Below are 22,013 nucleotides of genomic sequence, written 5' to 3' on the forward strand. Positions count from 1 at the left end.
AAAGAAAAACAAAAAAGAACGTGGACTATCATTAAAGCTTCAAAAAGGGAACTTTCTGTTGAATATCCTTTTTGAAGCTTTTTTAAGATTATTATTTAAACTTATCCGGAAATTGCTTTACGACTGCCGTGGAGATGATATCTGCCATTAGGATGATATGTGTTACTCCTTTATCAATGGATACAATTCTCCCATTCCAATCTTTTGCTAAGCTTGAAGTTAAATCATTCGTCACTAATTTTAGATGCATATACAGCAGGTTTTTTAGATCTTTATTGTTTAAGTTGGGGTTAGCTTTGCTAAGGAAATCTGCTATTTCATCAGCGTTTCTATACCATTCTTTGTTTAGTCTATTCACCAAGGCTTCATTTCCGTTTTTTGCTCCATCTACAATCTTTCCCGCAATGACAATATACTCCTTAAGCAAATCGGTAAGTTTGTTTCCGACTTTTTCTCCGTATACTGGTTTTATTGCATTTCCAATATCCTCTTGATTTTTCAGAAGCCTAGCAAGTACGTCTTTTTGATCCTCTGCGCCTCCGGTTGTTGTACTGGTTATATAATTACTCGTCCATAATACATGATCAATCCAAAGCCTTCCAAAGTTAATAAAAAAACCTTTTTATTATTGATAATTAGGATTTATGTATTCCTTTCCTTAATTACACTTTAATAAAATTGGGGTTCTACCTATTCAACTAAGGAAACGTAGCATATCTTATATAGGGTAAAGAGAAAGAGATATTTACGATTGAAGGAGGATCAGATCATGAATTACAGCATTCCTAATGCTCGTTTTCAGGATAGCAGACTATTTGGCAGACCATTCGGGTATGGATTTGGAGGACCATTTCTTGGAGGAGTTTTAGGAGGTTTATTAGGTAGTGCATTAATTGCACCTTATGGCTATGGTTATGGCTATGGTTATCCTTATGGTGGTTTTGGTGGATATCCATTTTTTTATTAAATCATGAGAACGTGCAACTTCAGAAGAGGTGTGCATAGGATACTTGGAAAACTGTGGAAGGGTTGAGGAAAATGTACTATAGCCCATATGGGTATACAAATCAATATCACTATCCTTATTATAACAATGCCCCTATGTATGATTATGGAAGACATAACGGTAACTGGCCTTACCCTGATGAGAGAGAGTTACTAAACGGGTATGATTCTTCTCACTCTCCTCAAGGTATTTTATTAAAAGATTATGGACGGAGACCATTTGTTGTTAATATTAATGAGGCATCAAAGCAAAACAATACGTATCGAACTGCTTTGTGGACCGGAGCCCATTTGCAAGTGACGTTAATGAGCATCAATGTTGGTGAAGATATTGGATTAGAAATGCATCCACATGTTGATCAATTCCTACGAATTGAACAAGGTCGAGGGATGGTTCAAATGGGGAAGAGTCAACATCAGTTAACCTTTGAACGAAATGTTACAGATGATTCAGCCATCATGGTACCTGCCGGGACATGGCACAATGTGATTAATACTGGAAATACTCCATTAAAACTGTACTCTATCTATGCTCCGCCTAATCATCCATTCGGTACTGTTCATGTAACAAAAGCAGATGCTATGGCTGCAGAATAAGGTAGACATATTCTTTTATATCAGGATTAAAAAAGTCTGTTAATCAAATACCGTTTATTTGGAAAAACAGAGTATAGAAATTTCTTCTATACTCTGTTTTTGATTTTATAAGAATAGCTCACATTTGTTAAAATATCTCTTCGTATAATTTCCTCAACTAATAAATCTATAAAAGTATGATCTAATTTGTAGCGTAAAGCCTTCCGATACGTTTCCATTAAAAGTTTAGTAGGCATGGTTTTAATGGTCATTATAATCACCCCATTATATTTGATTCTTATTACCCTGAAAATCTAGGAACGAAGTGTATTGGAATATTATTAATAGTTATAACAAGGTTTTTATCGTTTGTCAAAAGTTTGTATAATATATTGAATAAAATATTATACAAAATGATTATAAAATTATATGATAAAACAAAGGGAGGAGTTATTGATGACTTGTAAGAATTGTTTTCCAACAGAGCTTGAATATGAAATATTAATTGAAGGTGAGCGTAATCAATCCTACATTCCTGATATCGTACAACACTTAAAGAGACAAAAGGTGCTCATATTGGATAGGAAAACTTCCTTTTTTATTAAAGAGGCAGGAATAGTAGAGTTGTATGAATTTTTTCGGGATCATTTAGATACAAGTTTAATACGTTTTCGAGTGGACAACGGAAAATGGAGACCGATTATAGAAGTTGATGAATTATTCCAATCGCAATGGATTGATAAAGTGATTCGTGAACAACTCGTAACTTGTTACTACCAACCAATCGTTGATGTTGAGGGAAACGTATACGGCTATGAAGTTTTATCCAGATTTTTTGATGAACTAGGAAACCCTATCCCACCAATAGAAGCATTCAAAGCGGCTAAACTCAGAAATAGAATGTATTCATTAGATCGGGTCTGCCGTTTGAATGCCGTACAACAATCTAGTTTCATCAATCAGAAGGTGTTTATTAATTTTGTCCCAACTTCTATTTATTCCCCAGAACACTGTCTGAGGTCTACGGTTCAACTTGCTCAACAACTTGGTATAGATCCATCCAATTTTGTATTTGAAGTAGTTGAAACAGAACAAGTGGAAGATCTAGAACATCTGAAAAGTATATTGATGTACTATCAAGAAAAAGGCTTTAAATATGCTTTAGATGATGTTGGACAAGGATTTAGTTCAATGGATGTGTTAAAGGAATTAAATCCTCATTATATGAAGCTAGATATGAAGTATGTACAGGGAGTTTCAAAGGATAAGCGTAAACAGGAAAGTGCAAAGAACTTTTTAGAAGCAGCAACCGAAACAGGTGCCATCCCACTCGCGGAAGGAATTGAAGAAATAGACGATTTTTTATGGTTAAGGAAAATGGGATATCAATTATTTCAAGGTTATCTATTTGGGAAGCCAACCCCTAGGATCATACAAAATAGCCAGTCTTATCATTTTGCGGATCAATACGGACAAGTAGGTGTAAGTCATGGAAAAAATTAAAAGTAGCACACAAGTATTAAACAAAGAGGCTGTTTTGTCTGCATTAGAAACCCATTTAGCTATGATTGAATTTAATCTCAATAAAGAAGTCATCTGGGTAAATGAGAACTTTGCAAATGCCTTAGGTTATAGGGCAGATGAAATGATAAATATGTCACATCGGCAATTTTGTAAGAACGATTTTGTTTATAGTAGAGGTTATCGAGAGTTATGGGACAATCTTCAAAACGGCTTTAAGTTTCAGGAGAAAATTCAAAGGGTTAATAAAAGGGGTGGTTTAGTGTGGCTTGAGGCAACCTATATTCCAATCACGAATGAACAAGGAAAAGTAGAGGCTGTTTTAAAAATAGCGACTGATATAACAGAACGAGAAAACAGAACAGAAGAGATTGTGACAAGATTAAAAGAAATGCCGGAAGAATTAGTTGATTTGGTGGTAGAGAATTCAATTCAGCAAACAGAAGCGTTACAATCGTTAAAAACACAAACAGAGTTAATTAGAGAAGTTTCACAATTAATACGAAAAATCTCAGCTCAAACAAATATGTTGGCTATCAATGCAGCAATTGAAGCGGCACATGCGGGTATACATGGAAAAGGATTTAAAGTGGTAGCAGATGAAGTCCGAAAATTAGCGGGAAATGCAGCAGAATCTATTAATCAAGTCAATCATAATGTAGAAAATATCATTTTAGAAGTGAATAGAGTAAAGGGTATTACAGAAAATCTACAAAGCCTTGTTAAGGAAAAACAAACTGGCTTTGAAAATGCGATTAACGAATTTGAAAATGTTACGATTTAGTGAATCCTGGCAAAATAGAAACACGGTTTCCATTCGTTTCAACTTTTTAGGACATTGAGTACGTTATTATCATAAATAAATCGATTTTTGAGATCCTTCGGACACTGGGTACGCTATTTGATAAAAATGACGAAAAAATAACAATCTTTTAGATAAATAGAGGAACATATGTCCAATAAAAATGTGAAATCACAATGATTGTTGCAAATAACGGAACGAGTGTCCAATTCATTACACATAAAGAACATTACTACTATAAACATGCCAATTTGAAGATGACAATCGTTATTAAAACTGAACTACTTCACTTAATGAACTAGATGTTTCATTGTTTGCAATCCTTTTCATCTCATGATTTTCATTAAAATGGTAAGTATGGTAAATTAATGGAGTTAGCATGTTTCTCATCAACACCTCATGTGTTGTCACATACACTCTGGACAAATTGAAAAACTGTGCGTTGATAGAGTTGATTTCAGAAAAGGTGGGAAAACGGTGAAAAGATTACTTGGTATTGATTTAGGTGGGACAACCGCCAAATTTGCGATTTTGACTTTAGAAGGCGAGATTCAACAAAAGTGGAGTATAAAAACAGATGTTACGAATGATGGGAAAAATATTATTCCTAACATAATTGAATCCATCCTTCAGAATCTAAACGTATATGGTCTGTCATCCAATGATGTTTTGGGGATTGGTATGGGCTCTCCTGGAGCTGTTGACTCTAAAAAAGGGACGGTCATCGGTGCTTATAATCTAGGCTGGAAAACGATGCAGCCAGTAAAAGATCAGATCGAAGCAGCTACAGGACTACCCTTTTTTATTGATAATGATGCCAATGTTGCCGCCTTAGGAGAACGATGGAAAGGTGCCGGAGAAGGGGAAGACAATGTTATTTTCGTGACGCTTGGTACAGGTGTTGGCGGCGGTGTGATTGTTGAAGGAAACTTAATTCATGGAGCAGGAGCAGCAGGAGAATTAGGTCATATTAATGTAGATCCAAATGGTTATTTATGTACTTGCGGCAATCGTGGCTGTTTGGAAACGGTGGCAAGTGCAACAGGTGTTGTTCGTTTAGCACTCGATTTTTCTAAATCCGATTCGGAGGAATCAGAAATAAAGAGGTTAGTGGACGATGGAAAAGAAGTGACGGCTAAGATCGTGTTTGATCTAGCGAAACAAGGAGATCCATTAGCACTTAAGGTCGTAGATCAATTTTCAATTTATCTAGGGGTGGCTTGTGCTAATATGGCGAGTATTCTAAATCCTGAATCGATTGTAATTGGTGGAGGCGTATCAGCAGCTGGAGAAATTCTTCGGGAAAATGTAGAAAAATATTTTCTTCAATATGCATTTCCACCAGTAAAGACAAGTACGAAATTGAAATTGGCCCAGTTAGGAAATGATGCAGGAGTCATTGGAGCTGCTTGGTTAGTAAAGGCAAACTACATCTAACGATTTGTTAGAAGTAAAGGTAAGCACGAAAAGATCATAATATGCGATTATGATCGTGATTAATCAAATGTACTGTATTCTAAAAAAAGATAAATGAAAAAGCTCGCTCAAACCTTTAATTAAACGAGCTTTTTCGTATTCAACATAGTTGCTGTTTCTAAATTAAACGGAAGATGGTGTTAAAAGTTGTAGATCCTTCACGATTCTACTGATTTCCTCATATTCAGGAAAACGGTCTAGCTGTTTCTTGGAAAAGATAAGTTTTCCATCCACCATTACTTCAAAAACTCCTCCGCTTGAAGGGATCAAGGTGAATTCAGAAATACTCCCCTTGAAATGGTTTAATAATTCTTCCGCCACACGGGCGGCTTTAGGATAGTAATTTCACATTGTGCAAAATTCAATGGAAATTGGCTTTTTACTCACGAAAAGTCCTCCTTGTTCCATAGTGGTTTGATAGGTGATGAGGTCTGCTTTGTTTGTATATGTTTTTTACCGTACTTATCCTTTACTTTTAGTGTACAAAGACTTCTTTTACTCCTCAACATATTTGCTTATTTTGTCCAAAAAACCCCGTTTGTCCTTGTTTTTAACGATCATATCCCAATGGATTTATTAAAAAGTCTTCATAATGGTTCATTTTTGTGGCTAGTCATGATACACTTTTTCTATTAAGTTTTTGTTAAGGATTTATTAAGGGGATTTTGATGTAAGAAAAGCCGACAAGCAAAACGCATGAGGTAAGAGTGAAAATTAGGTGTTTCAATGTGGAATCTCAATGGGACGACCATAAACCTTTTTATGAGGAAATTTTAATGGGTCTATTTTCCTGAATATTACAAATCTATGGAAACATCTACGAATGAATATATAAATAATACTTTGATAGAGTGATAATCAGATTGATTATGCCACAATTGGGGTGGAGGTATTTATGAATAAGGTTTTTCAAAAGGCACAGAGTAAATATGCCGTTTTTTTCTTAATGGCAGTTATTTTTTTATGGCTAAAAACATATTTTGTTCAAGTAACGCAGTTTCAATTAGGAGTAGACAACTCCCTTCAAGAGTTTCTCCTATTTTTAAATCCTTTAGGTCCTGCAATCATTTTATTGGGACTTGCTGGCTTTTTAAACGGAAGAAAGAAATATATTTCGTTGCTTTTTATTTATTTCTTTATGACCTTTCTTTTATATGCCAATGTATTGTATTATCGTTTTTTTAATGATTTCTTAACATTGCCAACCATTTTCCAGACGCAAAACTTTGGAGACGTAAGTGGGAGTGTATCGACTCTTTTAAGACCCTACGACTTTTTATTTTTTGTGGATCTCATTGTGTTAATTGGTTTGCTTGTATTTAAATTTGTTAAAATTGATGTAAAAGGCATGAAGCCTCGAAACGTACTGGCGTTATTAATAATGGGTCTGGGGATTTCAGGTTTTAACTTGGCTTTAGCGGAATCAGACCGCCCTCAGTTACTCACAAGAGGTTTTGATCGAAATTATATTGTGAAGTATTTAGGGATGTACAACTACACCGTCTATGATGCGGTTCAAAGTACAAAAGCTTCGGCTCAACGGGCTTTGGCAGATGGAAGTGAAATCACGGAAGTCGTTAACTATACTCAATCTAACTATGCGGAGCCGAATCCAGAATATTTTGGAGCTGCTAAAGGTATGAATGTGATTTTAGTGCACCTTGAATCGATACAAGAATTTCTCATTGATTACGAGTTACATGGGGAAGAAGTCACACCATTTTTAAACTCGTTAACAAGAGAAGAGAATACGGTGTATTTCGATAACTTTTTCCATCAGACGGCACAGGGAAAAACGGCGGATGCTGAGTTTATCCTATCGAACTCTTTATACGGAATGCCACAAGGCTCTGCTTTTACGATGAAAGGGTTAAACACATACCAAGCAGCACCAGCTATTTTAGGACCGCTTGGATATACATCAGCAGTGTTCCATCCGAATACAGGAACGTTCTGGAACCGAAATGAAATCTATAAATCATTTGGATATAATCACTTCTTCGATTCTAGTTACTATGACATGAATCCTGAACAACTAGTAGACTATGGTCTTATGGATAAACCGTTCTATGAGCAATCGATTCCATTATTAGAATCATTGCCTGAACCTTTCTATTCCAAATTTATTACGGTAACGCACCATTATCCGTACTCCATGAATCAGGAGGAGGCAACGATTGCTCCCCATACAACGAGTAGTAAATCTGTAAACAACTATTTCCAAACCGCTCGTTATGCAGATGAAGCGTTGGAACAATTTTTTACTTACTTAAAGGAATCTGGTTTATATGATCGGTCCATGATCATTATGTATGGGGATCATTACGGGATTTCACAAAATCATAATGCAGCGATGGAAGAGGTTTTAGGTAAAGAAGTCACACCATTTGTAAGTAAGGCTGAGTTACAGCGTGTACCTTTGTTCATTCGGGTGCCAGGAATCGAAGGTGGAGTAAATCATGAATATAGTGGTCAAATCGATATTCTACCTACCCTTCTTCACTTATTAGGGATCGAAACAAAAGACTATATCCATTTTGGCACAGATTTATTTTCTGCAGATCATGATGAAGTGGTTCCATTCCGAAACGGTGATTTTGTCAGCCCTACGATAACCTATGTGGATGGGAAATTCTATGATTCTCAGACAGGTTTACTGTTATCAGAAGACCAACTAGATGAGGCAAAAAAATACCAGGAAATAGTAGAGTATAAATTGCAACTTTCTGATCGGGTTGTGAATGGAGATTTACTCCGCTTTTATACTCCTGAAGGGTTTACACCTGTTGATCGTTCGCAATTTAACTACAACAAGCCCGAAGAATAATAATTTAGAGCATACTTTATATATTTTAGGTAACCTCCCAACTCTACGTACTCGTTGGGGGGATTTTTTTATTATACGAATTGCGAATTGAAAATCTAATTGGGCTTGTTCCAAAAGTTAAATATCTTAAAGGGGAAAATCAAATTAATTAAAATAATTGAGGCCAAAACGATTTAAGGTTCGTAGATAAATAGTAAACCAATCACAGATAACGCATAGATGGATGTGTTTTTTTGATAAAAAGTAAAAAGTTATTATATCTCTCCCTTTTTCTTTTTGTGGCTTCACTTGTCTTAAATTTGCCGTTTCCGCATAATCATTCTTTTGGTGAAACCATTGTATCTGTATTTAATATTCCCATTAGGTCGGTTAATGGATTGCATTATGTGGGAATGATTTCATTAGCTTTATTAATTGCTAGTTTATACTTCCTTACGAAATCGATAAATAACTATCATGGTCGTGCTGTTTTACTTGCTATTATGGTCGCTATTTTTGCGCCATCTATCATTATCAGTTCTTACCAAAAAACCTTTGCAACAGGTATATATGCTGTTTCCTATGAACGTCATTTAAGTAATTGCGAATTCAATATGATTGATGACAAAACATTGCATGGGGAATGTGCGGTACCTCTTATAAATTATAGTAATGATGAGGTTAGATTCACCATTGAATTTTATGAAGAATACTTTTTTGAACATGATATACAAATGGTTGCACTCATGAACACCAATGGACCTTATAAAGTGAGATTGAATGGTCATGAAAGTAATACCGTGAAAATTGAGACGGATATCGATGTTTCTAATATAGAGAATCATGTTCAACAGGGCAGTGCAACAGGTGTAAATATCATTATTAAGTCTGGGGGGAAGACGAGGAAATTATAAGTAGCATAATGTATATAATGAATCGTTTAAACGTTATTTATTGTATTTAAGACCCAATCATTTACACTTTGTAGAAAGCGGGTGTTTTGTTGAACCAAATGGTCGATTTGATTTCTCTCCTTGCAAATAAAAAAGTAAAAGTAACGGAAATCCCTAAATGGGGAACCTATTTAAGAAAAAAATGGGAAGACCACTTTGCCAATCATCTCGATCTTCATGAAAAGAAATCTATTTATCTAGATGGTTTTTTATGGCACGTATTTAGCTATGAAAAAAGAGAGTATTTGCAAAAAGAAAAGGCGGATCTAGCCTTCAATAACGAATCAAAAAAATCCTGTTATGTATTTTACCAACATTCCGATGAAGCGTTCATACTTGAAAATGCTACAGGACTTGCTGCCGACGACTTTCTCAACGAAGAAGACGTATATGTCGTGGATAAGGAATTTAATTGGACATATGTTAGAACCCATGAAACAGGTTGGTTTGGACCCTATTTTTGTCGGAAAAGAATGTCCTCTTAATAAAATGATATTGTAAGTTTTGAGAGACTTCTAGAAAAAGAGAAAAAGGATTTGACCCCTTTTTGTTAAAGTATTAACGAAGTGGGGGTCTAATCCCTTTATTATTTTGTGATGCGCAAATATCCGATCCCTTTTGGTGTAATGAAGGTGTGATCATCGACCTTCACCATATATTCTAGCGGGGTATCTGCCTCTAGCTCTTGCATATCTTCGATCGTAATAGAAGACATTATTTTTATTAATTCTATTGGATCCAGGGTACGATGAGGATTATCCTCTGATAAATAAAGCCAGTTAAAGACCTTTTCATAGCTTTCAAAATAGGTTGTTGCTTCTACCGTATAACCAAAATACAAATCTGTCATGTCAGAAACCATTTGCATCGTTTCGCGTTTGCTCATTAGATGAAATCCTCCTTAGTATTGTTCTAGTTACATTGATTTAATTATAACTAATAATATCTGACTATTATGATAATGCAGAAAAAAGCTTTTGTAATCATCCAATTGGTTGGTGACCAGATCATCCAGTTTTAGATCGTTAGCTTTTATGGCAACGTAGGTTTCTTGAAATTTGAACGGTGTGTCGTTCATTAAATGGAATAAGAGCCTAAGAACAATAAAAAACCTTACCATAAAAGGTAAGGTTTACATGATCATTTTAAAACGGGCTGTTCATGATTTTGTTTAGCTTGATCAATATGGTTTTTAGCCCATTCTGCAAGAGGCATCGCCATGGCTTTTGCCAACAGGACAGGAACCGCATTTCCAATTTGTTTATAAACTTTATTTAATCGATTATTTTTTTGAACGCTCATATTTCCACCATCTGAAAACTGGAACCAATCTGGGAATGTTTGAATCCGAGCAATTTCTTTTACAGACAATCGACGATGTAAGGATGGGTCGTCAGGAAGCTCCCATTTGTCTTTTTCTAATTTAACCATTGGTGGTCCACTAGGGTGCAAGGGTGCTTGTCTGCCAGATGCTTGAATCGTAAAGCTCTGGTCATTCCAATCCTTTTTTCGATTACGAGATAAGTAAATAGGAGAAAAGCCGCCTTCAAACCAATCACCCGGATTTGACTCCAGATCTCCAATGGCTTCTTTTAACGTTACATAAGGGTATTGATCTTGGTCTTCACCATGTGTAGGTTCAGGAAACTCATAATCAAAGTTTAGATCATCACGAATTCCGATGATAAAGACACGCTCCCGTAATTGGGGCACTCCATAGTCACGCGAATTTACTAATTTAAATTTTACATGGTAGCCTGCAGAAGTAAAATCTTGGACAATTTGATTGATTACTTCACCTTTTCCTAATGTCAGCATCCCTTTTACATTTTCAGCAACAAATGCAAAAGGTTTTGCTTGCATAAGACAACGGATAAAGTGGATATATAAGAAGTTTCTCTCATCATCAATTAAACGGGGACCCGCTTCACTAAATCCAGGACAAGGAAAACCTCCTAGAACTAAATCGGCTTTTGGGAAACTCTTAACCTTTCGAATATCTAATTCCTGTTGGAATACTCTAGGAAAATTTAATCGATAGGATTCATTCGCTTCTTTAAAAAGATCATTTGCATAGACTGTGTGAAAAATACTTTTCTCTCTATAATCATTGAATAAATCTCTATCTTTAAATACTTCAAGAGCTTTTTCTTCCCCGATCATGGCAGAAAGTCCAGCCAATTCAACGCCTAGGTCTAGTCCACCACAGCCTGAAAATAAGCTTATAACATTTATTTTATCCTCACGATAGTCAAGTTCAGGTATTTCCTCATCAGATCCAAGCTCCCTAATCAACTCTTCCTCTTCGGCAATTTTTTCTAGTAAGAGTTGTTTCACTTCCTCTGGGTTACTATCTACAGGTCGGTATTTAGCTCTTCCTCTTTCGTTTAACTTCACCAATGATACCTCCCTAGTTAAAATCATAAGATTATTTTATCACCGAATGACTCAACTGGCCAGCTTTTTATCTTAGAACCAATTATTAACAGTCCATTTTAGGTTATGATAAAGGAAAGAAGTAGAGGTGATAGAGTGAGAAAAAATCCGAGGCTTATAGGAGATCAACATGTTAAGTTGGTTTATGAGGCACTACTGAAATCATTCAATGGGCAAAAAATCAACCAGTTTCCAATTACGGTCATAAGAACCGTTCATTTTATAGAATCTCTCTACCCAAATATAAAATCAGTCTCTTCAAAATTCGATCATCCAAATCCAGATCAGTACAAAGACCTTACTTTATTTTTGGATGATGGAAAACCCGTTACGATAAATCTTTTTTCGATTAAAAAAGGTGGGAAAATACAGCCCAAAAACTTAGGAGCAAAAAGCTTTTTTTCTAAATATTTCCTTTCTGAACGATTACAGGAAATGTTTAATAAAGAATTTGAAAAAAATTACTTGGAATTTTTAAAGGAATTAGTGACCATTGGGGTGGGCACACACGATGTCACGAATAAAACCGAACTGAAAAAACTCGTATCGAGTACCTTTAAAAAGTTTACGCCGGAAATAAATCCTTCAAGGGATAAATTTTTATATCGTTTACGTGAATGGTGCTTTCTTTTACTAAGAGATTTTTACAATGATAAAAATAATGGTTTTTTTCATGCGTTTAATATTCTATTTATGACAGAGGACATTAATCTGATTACAAGTTATGGTAGAAGTGAAGACGACATAGTTGTAGAGCAATTTAATCCAGGTACTCCTCAGTTTCATGATATTCGTTTATATAAGTCAGGCAAAAATACAGTAGGGATTAAATTTGGTGAGGTTGCTTTAACACTGCGATTTAAGTTTGAAAGTGGAACCACTTCATCTATTAAATTGGCTGTCAGCTACGATCGCTTTCCGGATGAATCTGAAATGGATGATATCAATAAGGGTACCATTCAAAAAATGCACGATTTACTTCATCATCATGAATATACTGATACTAAGAATAGTAGTAATGCGATTGGCAAATGTCATGAAGCCCTTACCTATTATTATTTTTTGAAGGAATATCCTAGGATTTCGCAAGTTGACGCTGACGAATGTGCCCATTTATTAAGGAAGTATTATTCATTGGTAAAACCTAAAATACTAGAAAACTTATATTCTTCAACCGCAACGATCGTTCCCGTAATTCGAGAAAAGTTAGATGAAAAATATCAGACCTATCAAATTGAAAGCATTGAATTAGTTCCTGATAGTTATCTAAACGACAAACTGGATACAGGGGATCTTCAACTCATTATTAGAGTCCATGATGATTATGTTGCAGAAAATATATCGTTAAAAGCGATCGCTAAAAAGAATGCTAAAATTACGACAAAGAACCCGGGCATTGGTACGATACTTGGACCAACTTATTTTAATATAGATTATGATTTAAATTCTGACGTTAATGAGGTTAAGGCTGCATTTATAAAAGAGGAAATCAATCATACAGAGAGTTTAGAACGGCTTGCTGAAGCAATAGGTGGACCCCTTGAACAGGCAACACAAGAACAATTAAGACAAGGGCTTGAAAATCTTCTAGGGAAAGCCATGATGGCTATTACCATTTATAATGAAAACATAAGCTTTTGCAAGGAGCATTCATCCATTGATAGTGAAGTAAGGGTATATACGAAGACGCCATCTGCTATTCAAAATACGTTAACATGGAGTAATGACTCCGAATCCATTAGTTTGCGAGTAAAATTCAGTAAAGGACACCAGCATGGATGGTCCTCCATTAAATTAACTTCAGAATACCAGTTAGATCCCTTTCATTAAAAAGGGGCCTGACTCCCATTCTGCTAAAGGATTAACGCAGTGGGGGGTCAGACCCTTTTTCTTATAGGTAAGCATGCATTAATCAACTAGAACATCTTTCATTTGCTTATATTCTTCTTCGCTAATTTCCCCTCTAGCATAGCGCTCTTTTAAGATCTGGATGCTATTATCCCTGTCTTGGGAAGGTTTTTTGCGATATCCTTAACGTTTAGATTTTTGATCACTTTATATATGAGATAGATAATAGCTACCCAAAACAGTAATTGTAAAACGGAGAAGATAATTCCAACCGTACCAAATCCACCCATTGAACCAAATCCATTCAACATTCCAAAACCATGCATCATTCTTATCATCCCTTTATCTCATCATTTCTTAAAACTACATTTCTCATTTACATCTCCATTATAAAAAGAAAATGTTAAGAACTTATCAAGATATTATGGGGATTATATGGACAATTTATGGGGTGGTAGAATTTAACAGGTGACAGGCACCTTCCATTTTATGGAAGGTGCCTGTCGCTTGTGCTTTCTATTCTTTTTGTTCTTCTAATTTTTTTGCTTTTTTTCCCCAATAATTTGCTAGGAAAGAACCTGATACATTATGCCAAACACTGAAGATGGCTCCTGGTACAGCAGCTAATGGTGAAAAATGTGCGACTGCAAGTGCTGTTGCGAGGCCAGAGTTTTGCATTCCGACTTCAATGGATACTGCTTTTTGGTCTGCATATTCCAACTTGAATAATTTTGCTGCAAAGAATCCAATTAAATAGCCTAGAGCATTGTGTAAGATAACAACCGCTAAAATAAGCAATCCACTTTCAAGGATTTTCTCTTTACTGCCACTTACAACTGCTGCAACAATTCCTACAATCCCAATTACAGATACTAAAGGTAGTGCTTTTGCACTTTTTTCAACTGTTTTGCTGAATAAAGTCTTTGCAATTAATCCTAAAATGATTGGTAAAAGAACAATAGTCACAACCGATTTAAACATTGCTCCAGCTGAAACCGGAAGCCATTGACTTGCCAACATAAGGGTAATAGCAGGAGTTAATAATGGGGCTAAAAGGGTTGTACAAGATGTAATCGTAACGGATAAAGCCGTATTTCCTCTTGCTAAAAAGGTCATGACGTTCGAAGAAGTTCCTCCCGGGCATGAACCAACAAGAATGACCCCAACAGCAATTTCAGGTGGTAATCCGAGAAGTTTCGCTAAGCCGAATGCTAAAAGAGGCATGATCGTAAATTGAGCTATAACCCCAATTAGCACTTTTTTCGGATGACTGAATACTTCTTTGAAATCTGATGCAGAAAGAGTCATTCCCATTCCGAACATTATAATTCCTAGTAATAAACTTATATAAGAACCAATCCAAGTAAATCCTCCTGGAAATAATAAGGCCAAAGCGGCAAAAAGGATGACCCAATAGGCAAACGTATTGCCCGCAAACGTACTAGCTTTCTCTAAAGCTCTCATTTTTCTCCCCCTAAATAAATAGATAAAATAGTATAAAAATAATATAAAATTCATTATACTGCAAAAAAGGTATTATTCAACACTTTTTTTACAGGGGGTGTACTTTTGTGTTTTTAGAAAGGACACTAATGAATGACCTCTCTAGTGTTTGTGAGTAATTCTCTTGACAAAATCGTTAAAATTGGTAAATTATTCTCATAATACTTTAGTTTATTAAATAGGTAAAATGTTAATTTGGTAGAGAAGAGAAAAGTATATTCATATAAGAATGAGGAAATGATTGCGAATGCCTTAGGTGGAGCCAATATAGCATCGTTGGTTGGATTAATCGTTCCGACCGTTTTTACTTTTTAATAAAGAGAAAAGCTGCTTTTTCTGTTAAATCTATTAGAGAAAAAAGAGCATATTAAAGAATGAGTGAACGTGATACAGATAGGCATGATCATGTATGGGTGCTATTCGATATACAACTAATATGAGAAGGAGTTATCAAGAATGGAACATTTATGGAATCAAAACGTAAAAAAATTAACCCCTTATGTACCTGGAAAACCAATAGAAGATGTTCAAAAAGAACTTGGATTAACAGAAATTATCAAATTAGCCTCAAATGAAAATCCATATGGTCCTTCACCAAAGGCAATCGCTGCAGCTCAAGAAGCAGCTAGCATGAATCAACTATACCCGGAACCATCAAACAGAGAATTAAGAGAAAAACTTGGCATGGAATATGGAATTGACTCTGAACAAATTGTCGTCTCAAACGGGGCCGATAATATTCTTCTATTAATTAGTCAAGCTTTTTTAAATCCAGGAGATGAAGTGATCTTCTGTTCTCCAACCTTTTCTGTATATAAATCAACGACATTGCTAATGGGTGGCGTACCGATTGAAATCCCGTTAAATGACCAATATCAATTTGATTTGGACGGTATTTTAGAAAAAATCAATGAGAAGACGAAATTAGTTTATGTGTGTAATCCAAATAATCCAACGGGTACAGTCGTGGATTCGGATGAATTAGAAAGCTTTATAAAAAAGGTACCAGATCATGTCATTCTCGTATTAGATGAAGCATATGCGGAGTTCATTTCGATTGAGAACTACAAAATGGGAGTGCAGTATGTAAAAGAGGGCTATAATATCATTTCTGTACATACATTCTCAAAACTATATGGTCTAGCAGCGGCAAGGGTTGGATTTGCTTTTGCATCGAAGGAATTGTTAAAGCCAATTTTGGCTGTTCGTGAACCATTTCCAGTCACAAGAATGTCTGACGCTGCTGCGATTGCTTCATTAGAAGATCCGGAGTACCGAGATTTTATTTTAACGGAAAATCGCAAGGGTCTTGATTATTTAAGTGACGAATTAGAAAAGTTGGGCTTTTCAACGATTGAGTCTTATGCAAACTTTCTATTAGTGGATACAGGAAAAGAGATTGAACCTTTGTATCAAGATTTAATGAAACAAGGAATCATTGTCCGCCCTTGTACAAGTTTTGGATATCCGAATCATTTCAGAGTAACCGTAGGAACACCAGAGCAAAATCAGAAGTTTATTGAAGTCTTGAGAAAAGTTCTTGAAAATTAAAAATAGGATAAAAATAGGTAGCGTACGACGTGGATAGAGTGGGTTTAGGAACACGTGTGGTATAACTATGATTCAATCCCGAATGATACGATTCAACTTTTTATGGATATTTTGTACGTTAATATCATAATTAATATGATATTTTATAGATTTCTCCATAAACACTGAACTACTTCGATATTTTCTTAAGGAATTTTTGTACGAAAACCAAGAGAAAAAGTCCGTTTTTAGAGTCTCTTTCAAGAACCTTTTTGGAAGAAACCAAGAGAAAAAAGTCCTTGAGAACTTCACACCAAGGTGAAAACACGTGGACGGTCTGCTGTGACTCTACTATGGATCTACTCTTGTGTTTTTAGACTTAACAGTAAATATCTGCTAATATTAGTGATTAGTGAGAATACTAAAGGGGATACCAGTGTTTTTTAATGATTTACAATGGGCTTATTAAAAGTAATTTACAGTATGGAGGAAATAACGTGACAAAGGGAGAACATAACAGTAAAAATGAGTTATCGTTAGAAAATCAAGAGGAGTTACTACATACATTAAAAGAACGTTTTGAGAAACACATGGACCGTCATCAAGAAGTGGAGTGGTCAAAAGTTCTAGAAAAGCTAGAAGCAAATCCTGCCAAACTGTGGTCACTCAATGAGATGGAACGTACTGGCGGTGAACCGGATGTAGTGGGCTATGATCCAGAGAAGGAAGAATATATTTTTTATGATTGTTCAGCAGAAACCCCAAAAGGTCGCAGAAGCGTTTGTTACGACCGTGAAGCGCTAGAGTCAAGGAAGAAACATAAACCGGAAACGAGCGTCATGGATATGGCAACAGCCATGGGGATTGAATTATTAACAGAAGAACAATATCGTGAGTTGCAGAAACTAGGTGAGTTCGATAGAAAATCGTCTAGCTGGGTACAAACACCCTCCGATATAAGAAAACTCGGTGGTGCTCTGTTCTGTGATCGTCGTTACGATCATGTCTTCGTGTATCACAATGGAGCAGACTCCTATTATAGTGCCAGAGGTTTCCGAGGATCGTTAAGAGTATAGACTGCAAGAGGTGACAGGCACCTTCCAAAAATTGGAAGGTGCCTGTCACCTCTTTAATAAGTTCATACATAATTGAAAATATAAATTCCTGTCCACACAGAGCACATATTAACAGGAATGATGCTCATGAATTCTTTATTATTTGATTAGGGGGGAGTCATAGTGGCATTGGTTGAATCTCTACAAAAGGCAATTGACTACATGGAAGAACATTTACTAGAACAAATTTCGATTGAGGATATATCCCAACATGCAAATGTATCACCGTATCATTTTCAGCGTACCTTTATGATTATGACCGATCTATCAGTTGGAGATTATCTTCGTCGTCGCCGATTAACATTGGCAGCACGAGAGTTAACCAGTACAGAAAGCAAAATTATCGACATTGCATACAAATATGGCTATGAAACTCCCGAAGCTTTTTCAAAGGCTTTTCGCAAACAACATGGGATGAGTCCGAGTGAAGCACGAAAAGGGGCTGGAAAGCTGCAGTCGTATAACCGAATCACGATAAAAGTGACATTGAAAGGAGCAGAACCGATGAACTATCAAATTATTGAAAGAGATGGTTTCCAAGTAATCGGGGTAAAACGAGAGTGTTCATGTGGGGACTCGAAAAGTCAGGAAATTCCGGAACTTTGGAATGAAGTGAATGCAAATGGAACGGTCGAAAAGCTTGTACCACATATCAATGGAGAAATAAAAGGTGTATTAGGAATGACTGACAATTACAATCCAGAAAAAGATTCGATTGATTATTGGATTGCAGTTGAACATGCTGGAGAGGTGCCATCAGGCTTATCAAGCTATGAATTTCCTCCATCTAAATGGATCGTTTTTGAAGTACGCGGGTCTGCACCAACGGCAATGGTCAGTGCGTGGAAACAAATCTATTCGGAATGGATTCCTTCCAATGGATATGAAATAGCTGAGCTTCCCTCCATTGAGGCTTATATCGATTCTGACGTCTATCATCCAAATGCATTAAATGAAATTTGGCTGGCAGTAAAATAAGAAATACATGTAACGTGTACCTAGCGTTGAACAGTTTGTAGAGGGATCAAAAACGGTTCCTCTCTTTTTAATTTCCTTCCCCCTATTGGTCTACCTCTTTTAAAACCATTTTTATATCCCATAGCATTCATGGGTCCTTGCGTGATGAGATTTGCGAGCTGTTCCATTATAAAATCCGTAGAATACTGACTGCCAGAGCTTAGCCACCATTTGATGACCCCAATATACGCAGAGATAATAAAACTGAGAATTAAATCAGCAGGAACTTGGAGTTGATTTAATTCCCCATAAATAGAAATGAAAGAGCTTTTAAACTTATCTGCTAATAGACTTTCAACCCGTTCCGTAAAATTAGGAATTCCGTTTGGACCTAGCATGACACGATAAAAATTTCGGTTCTGATCAATGTGCTCGATTACTTTACTTAATGTGATTTTAAATCGGTTAACATCAACTTCACCTTTTTTTAGATGACAGGGTATATTGATGGCATCCATTAATTCATTTAAATAGGTGCTGGTTACTTGTTGGAGTAAGTCATATTTATCTTGGTAATGCAAATAAAAAGTGGCTCGATTCATCATAGCCTCATCAGCAATTTTTTGAATGGTGATCGTTTCAAATCCCTTTTCTTCTATTAGTGTTATCAATGCATCTTTTATGAGTTTTTTTGTCTTCAATACACGTAAATCCGTTTTCTTGGCCATTTCTCCACAACCTTTTAAATGATGTGAAATATGCGACAATTTTTGGTGCAGTTGTCGCTTAACATACAAAACTAGGAATCTTGCTCATTGAATACATCTGCACGGTATTTATAATGAAATTATAAACAACATGTTGTTAATTAATCAACGATCTATTGAAAAAGGGGGTGTGGAGAAAGGTTAAGAAGTGTTTCGTAAATAGTAGATTTAAGCAATGAGTTACGTATTTAAGGTCCATTTAAATGAGTGAAAAAAGCTACAAAAGAGAAGGGGTAAACGGTGAATGTAGTTTAATAGATAGGGAGTTGAATACATGAATCCTTTTGGTGAGAAGTGGATTTCATTCTTGTATAAATCTAGATGGTTCATTATTTTGTTTTTCCTCTTAATGGTCTTAGTTGGAGGTTCAGTTGGAGGTAAGCTTCCTGCCTTGCTAAGTGGTGGAGGCTGGGAAGTCGATGGTGGTGAATCGAAAAGCGCTAGGGAACTAACATCTGAAGGATTTGTTGGAAGGGGAAGTACCAGCCTGACGCTAATCGTTCAAGATGAAGAATATAAAGTGGGTTCAGAAAAATATCGTCATCAATTAAAAGAACTAGTCGATTACATAAAAAATCAAGACGAAATCGAAACGGTCTACTCCTGGATAGAAGCCCCTAAGGAAGTTAGGGGAACGATGAAAGGTAATGATCATTATACCACTGTGGGATTTGTTGGATTAAAGATGGACGAAGGTAAAGCAGTCAATATTTTACCTGAAATCCAAGAGCGAATAATGGAAAAGGGCGAAGAGATTGGGATCACTGCTTATTTAATAGGAGCCCCTGCATTCTGGGGAGATGTGGCGGTATATAGTCAAAAAGGGTTAGCTCAGGCGGAACTGCTTGTATTACCATTAATCTTTATGGTTTTGTTGGTGATTTTTAGAAGTTTTGTCTCTACCATTGCGGCCTTACTTGTAACGATTGTTTCGGTTGCATCTAGTATGGGAATCATCTATTTTACGGCACAGGAATTTGAGTTATCTGTATTTGTTAATAATGCGGTCATCATGCTAGGGCTTGGTGTTGGGATCGACTACTCACTTATTATGATCCATCGGTTTAAACTGGAATTATTGAAGCGAGCGAATAAGAAAGAAGCCGTCGTTCAAACCATGAAGACTGCTGGTCATACCGTGTTATTTTCCGGTATCACCATCATGGCGGCGATGGCAGCACTGTTTATAGTTGAATTATCAGCCATTAAATCGATTGCATTTGGTGCCATCCTCGTTGTATTTATGGCTGTTCTAACCAGTATGACCCTGCTTCCTGTTGTTCTGCTTTTATTAGGGGATAGAATTAATGCGTTAAAAGTACCTTTCATCCGGCAGCCAAGAGAGGAAGTAGATTCAAGGTGGTATAAGTGGACGCATGCAGTCATGAAAAGACCTGTTATCTCTATAATCCTTGTCGTGGGAGTCCTGCTCCTATTAGCCCTCCCTGCTAAGGATCTGGCAACTTTTACACCTGATGAACGAGTTTTGCCAAGTGAATCCCCAGTAAGACAAGGGATTCAGATCATGGAAGATTCATTCGGTGTAGGAGCAACCAATTCCATATCCGTCGTTATTCATGCAGAAGACGGAAATATTTTAGAGACTGAAGATTTAGAATATATCTCAAATCTGACGCAGGAATTTCAACAATTAGATCATCTAACGAATGTCTATTCCTTGTTGGATGTTTTTCAAAATCAGAACTCAGAAGAAATCAGGAGAATCCTCTCTATGGGATTAGACAAATTGCCTGAAGAACATCAGCTTGTGATTCATCGTTATGTAAATGAAGCGAAGGATACGACCATCATCGATGTTGGTACAAGTGTGTATGCAGCTAGTGATGAGAGTCTTGCAATGGTTAATAAAATCAAAGATGACATGATCAAAAATTCAAATCCTCCCGAAGGTGTCAAAGTGTATGTTGGAGGACAAACATTAGAGGGGCATGAAGCTAATACAGTGATTGAAAATAGTATCATTCCTGTTTTACTTGTTATGTTAATGATGATTTATATCATTTTGTTTATTACCTTTAAAAGCGTTTTTCTTCCATTAAAAGCAATTCTCATGAATTTACTTTCTGTCGGCGCAACTTATGGAGTATTGGTTTTTGTGGTTGCACAAGGGAATGGCGCCCAGTTACTCAATATTGAGGCCAATGGATACATTCAAAACTTTGTACCTGTTTTATTGTTAGCCTTATTATTTGGCTTAAGTACGGATTATGAAGTATTTGTCCTCAATCGAGTGAAGGAAGAGTATTTAAATGGTAAAAATAATACAGAAAGCGTTGCAATTGGTTTGAGTGCAACAGCTCCGTTGATTTCCGGTGCTGCCTTGTTAATGATTTCTGTATTTGGAGGATTTGCTTTGTCTGGAATTCTTCCTATTCAAACGCTTGGCTTTGGAATGGCTGTTGCCATATTCATCGATGCAACCATTGTAAGGTTTATTTTAGTACCTGCATCGATGAAGCTACTAGGTGATTTAAACTGGTGGCTCCCCTTCAGGAAAAACACGAAACGTAAAATAGAAAAAGTCGAAGGAGTTTAATCCTTGTTTAACAATGATAAGAGGCTGTATTTAACAGCCTCTTATTTGTGCTTTAGAAAAGTTGAAGGATGAACCGGTTTTTTTACCAAAAAAGAGCAGGTTATAGAACAAAATGATCTCGTGAATTGGTCACTTTAAAATGAACTGGAAAAATTAGGGTA

22 protein-coding genes are annotated in these 22,013 nt (G+C 36.1%); 13 read left to right on the top strand and 9 right to left on the bottom strand.

What is annotated here, in order from left to right:
- Positions 1 to 91 precede the first annotated feature (91 nt).
- Positions 92 to 427 carry a hypothetical protein gene (locus tag Q5760_RS02900; RefSeq protein ID WP_428910779.1) on the bottom strand — a complete coding sequence of 112 codons (336 nt, stop codon included), beginning with the start codon at positions 425 to 427 and terminating at the stop codon, positions 92 to 94.
- Positions 428 to 769: 342 nt separating this feature from the next.
- Between Q5760_RS02900 and Q5760_RS02905 the strand changes: the two genes are divergently transcribed.
- Both Q5760_RS02905 and Q5760_RS02910 read left to right on the top strand, forming a co-directional pair.
- Positions 770 to 967, top strand: a complete 198-nt coding sequence (locus Q5760_RS02905; protein ID WP_428910780.1) for a hypothetical protein — start codon at positions 770 to 772, stop codon at positions 965 to 967.
- A 71-nt stretch (positions 968 to 1,038) separates the two neighbouring features.
- Positions 1,039 to 1,602 (top strand): cupin domain-containing protein, encoded by a 564-nt coding sequence (locus tag Q5760_RS02910; protein WP_428910781.1) that lies wholly within the window; start codon positions 1,039 to 1,041, stop codon positions 1,600 to 1,602.
- 86 nt (positions 1,603 to 1,688) lie between these two features.
- Here Q5760_RS02910 and sda read toward each other — a convergent pair whose 3' ends face one another.
- The gene (gene sda / locus Q5760_RS02915) at positions 1,689 to 1,853 is read right to left on the bottom strand and encodes a sporulation histidine kinase inhibitor Sda (protein WP_428910782.1); all 165 of its coding nucleotides are present in this window, start codon (positions 1,851 to 1,853) and stop codon (positions 1,689 to 1,691) included.
- A gap of 184 nt (positions 1,854 to 2,037) precedes the next feature.
- Here sda and Q5760_RS02920 point away from each other — a divergent pair, with 184 nt between their 5' ends.
- The 3 genes from Q5760_RS02920 to Q5760_RS02930 all read left to right on the top strand — a co-directional run bounded on the left by Q5760_RS02920 (position 2,038) and on the right by Q5760_RS02930 (position 5,341).
- Positions 2,038 to 3,084, top strand: a complete 1,047-nt coding sequence (locus Q5760_RS02920; protein WP_428910783.1) for an EAL domain-containing protein — start codon at positions 2,038 to 2,040, stop codon at positions 3,082 to 3,084.
- A complete protein-coding gene (locus tag Q5760_RS02925; protein ID WP_428910784.1) occupies positions 3,071 to 3,886 on the top strand; it encodes a methyl-accepting chemotaxis protein in 816 nt (271 codons plus the stop codon). Before Q5760_RS02920 ends, Q5760_RS02925 begins: the two co-directional genes overlap by 14 nt.
- A gap of 495 nt (positions 3,887 to 4,381) precedes the next feature.
- A complete protein-coding gene (locus Q5760_RS02930) occupies positions 4,382 to 5,341 on the top strand; it encodes an ROK family glucokinase (RefSeq protein WP_428910785.1) in 960 nt (319 codons plus the stop codon).
- Between the two features lie 162 nt (positions 5,342 to 5,503).
- Here Q5760_RS02930 and Q5760_RS02935 read toward each other — a convergent pair whose 3' ends face one another.
- The gene (locus tag Q5760_RS02935) at positions 5,504 to 5,731 is read right to left on the bottom strand and encodes a SelT/SelW/SelH family (seleno)protein (protein WP_428912479.1); all 228 of its coding nucleotides are present in this window, start codon (positions 5,729 to 5,731) and stop codon (positions 5,504 to 5,506) included.
- Between the two features lie 544 nt (positions 5,732 to 6,275).
- On the opposite strand from Q5760_RS02935, the gene Q5760_RS02940 reads away from it, so the two are divergent.
- The 3 genes from Q5760_RS02940 to Q5760_RS02950 all read left to right on the top strand — a co-directional run bounded on the left by Q5760_RS02940 (position 6,276) and on the right by Q5760_RS02950 (position 9,624).
- Complete coding sequence (locus Q5760_RS02940) at positions 6,276 to 8,207, top strand: LTA synthase family protein (protein WP_428910786.1); 1,932 nt, start codon at positions 6,276 to 6,278, stop codon at positions 8,205 to 8,207.
- 233 nt (positions 8,208 to 8,440) lie between these two features.
- Positions 8,441 to 9,100 carry a hypothetical protein gene (locus tag Q5760_RS02945; protein WP_428910787.1) on the top strand — a complete coding sequence of 220 codons (660 nt, stop codon included), beginning with the start codon at positions 8,441 to 8,443 and terminating at the stop codon, positions 9,098 to 9,100.
- A 98-nt stretch (positions 9,101 to 9,198) separates the two neighbouring features.
- Positions 9,199 to 9,624 (top strand): DUF4275 family protein, encoded by a 426-nt coding sequence (locus Q5760_RS02950; protein ID WP_428912480.1) that lies wholly within the window; start codon positions 9,199 to 9,201, stop codon positions 9,622 to 9,624.
- A 101-nt stretch (positions 9,625 to 9,725) separates the two neighbouring features.
- Here Q5760_RS02950 and Q5760_RS02955 read toward each other — a convergent pair whose 3' ends face one another.
- On the bottom strand, positions 9,726 to 10,025 hold the full coding sequence (locus tag Q5760_RS02955) for a hypothetical protein (RefSeq protein ID WP_428910788.1): 300 nt from the start codon (positions 10,023 to 10,025) through the stop codon (positions 9,726 to 9,728).
- Positions 10,026 to 10,279: 254 nt separating this feature from the next.
- The gene (locus Q5760_RS02960; protein ID WP_428910789.1) at positions 10,280 to 11,536 is read right to left on the bottom strand and encodes a DNA cytosine methyltransferase; all 1,257 of its coding nucleotides are present in this window, start codon (positions 11,534 to 11,536) and stop codon (positions 10,280 to 10,282) included.
- Between the two features lie 135 nt (positions 11,537 to 11,671).
- Here Q5760_RS02960 and Q5760_RS02965 point away from each other — a divergent pair, with 135 nt between their 5' ends.
- Complete coding sequence (locus Q5760_RS02965; RefSeq protein WP_428910790.1) at positions 11,672 to 13,405, top strand: hypothetical protein; 1,734 nt, start codon at positions 11,672 to 11,674, stop codon at positions 13,403 to 13,405.
- Positions 13,406 to 13,483: 78 nt separating this feature from the next.
- Here Q5760_RS02965 and Q5760_RS02970 read toward each other — a convergent pair whose 3' ends face one another.
- From Q5760_RS02970 to Q5760_RS02980, 3 genes are all read right to left on the bottom strand, one after another.
- On the bottom strand, positions 13,484 to 13,567 hold the full coding sequence (locus Q5760_RS02970; protein ID WP_428912481.1) for an SHOCT domain-containing protein: 84 nt from the start codon (positions 13,565 to 13,567) through the stop codon (positions 13,484 to 13,486).
- On the bottom strand, positions 13,555 to 13,761 hold the full coding sequence (locus Q5760_RS02975; RefSeq protein WP_428910791.1) for a hypothetical protein: 207 nt from the start codon (positions 13,759 to 13,761) through the stop codon (positions 13,555 to 13,557). The genes Q5760_RS02970 and Q5760_RS02975 overlap by 13 nt, the downstream gene beginning before the upstream one ends.
- 178 nt (positions 13,762 to 13,939) lie before the next feature.
- Complete coding sequence (locus Q5760_RS02980) at positions 13,940 to 14,887, bottom strand: bile acid:sodium symporter family protein (protein ID WP_428910792.1); 948 nt, start codon at positions 14,885 to 14,887, stop codon at positions 13,940 to 13,942.
- A gap of 495 nt (positions 14,888 to 15,382) precedes the next feature.
- Between Q5760_RS02980 and hisC the strand changes: the two genes are divergently transcribed.
- The 3 genes from hisC to Q5760_RS02995 all read left to right on the top strand — a co-directional run bounded on the left by hisC (position 15,383) and on the right by Q5760_RS02995 (position 18,549).
- Positions 15,383 to 16,477, top strand: a complete 1,095-nt coding sequence (gene hisC, locus Q5760_RS02985) for a histidinol-phosphate transaminase (RefSeq protein WP_428910793.1) — start codon at positions 15,383 to 15,385, stop codon at positions 16,475 to 16,477.
- Positions 16,478 to 16,953: 476 nt separating this feature from the next.
- On the top strand, positions 16,954 to 17,532 hold the full coding sequence (locus Q5760_RS02990; protein ID WP_428910794.1) for a DUF4256 domain-containing protein: 579 nt from the start codon (positions 16,954 to 16,956) through the stop codon (positions 17,530 to 17,532).
- Between the two features lie 162 nt (positions 17,533 to 17,694).
- Positions 17,695 to 18,549, top strand: a complete 855-nt coding sequence (locus Q5760_RS02995) for an AraC family transcriptional regulator (RefSeq protein ID WP_428910795.1) — start codon at positions 17,695 to 17,697, stop codon at positions 18,547 to 18,549.
- Between the two features lie 20 nt (positions 18,550 to 18,569).
- On the opposite strand, the gene Q5760_RS03000 is transcribed toward Q5760_RS02995, so the two are convergent.
- The gene (locus Q5760_RS03000) at positions 18,570 to 19,256 is read right to left on the bottom strand and encodes a TetR/AcrR family transcriptional regulator (RefSeq protein WP_428910796.1); all 687 of its coding nucleotides are present in this window, start codon (positions 19,254 to 19,256) and stop codon (positions 18,570 to 18,572) included.
- Between the two features lie 313 nt (positions 19,257 to 19,569).
- Here Q5760_RS03000 and Q5760_RS03005 point away from each other — a divergent pair, with 313 nt between their 5' ends.
- On the top strand, positions 19,570 to 21,852 hold the full coding sequence (locus tag Q5760_RS03005) for an MMPL family transporter (RefSeq protein WP_428910797.1): 2,283 nt from the start codon (positions 19,570 to 19,572) through the stop codon (positions 21,850 to 21,852).
- Positions 21,853 to 22,013 lie beyond the last annotated feature (161 nt).

Source organism: Niallia sp. Kr1 (genome assembly GCF_050389805.1).
Classification (GTDB): domain Bacteria; phylum Bacillota; class Bacilli; order Bacillales; family Cytobacillaceae; genus Bacillus_BD.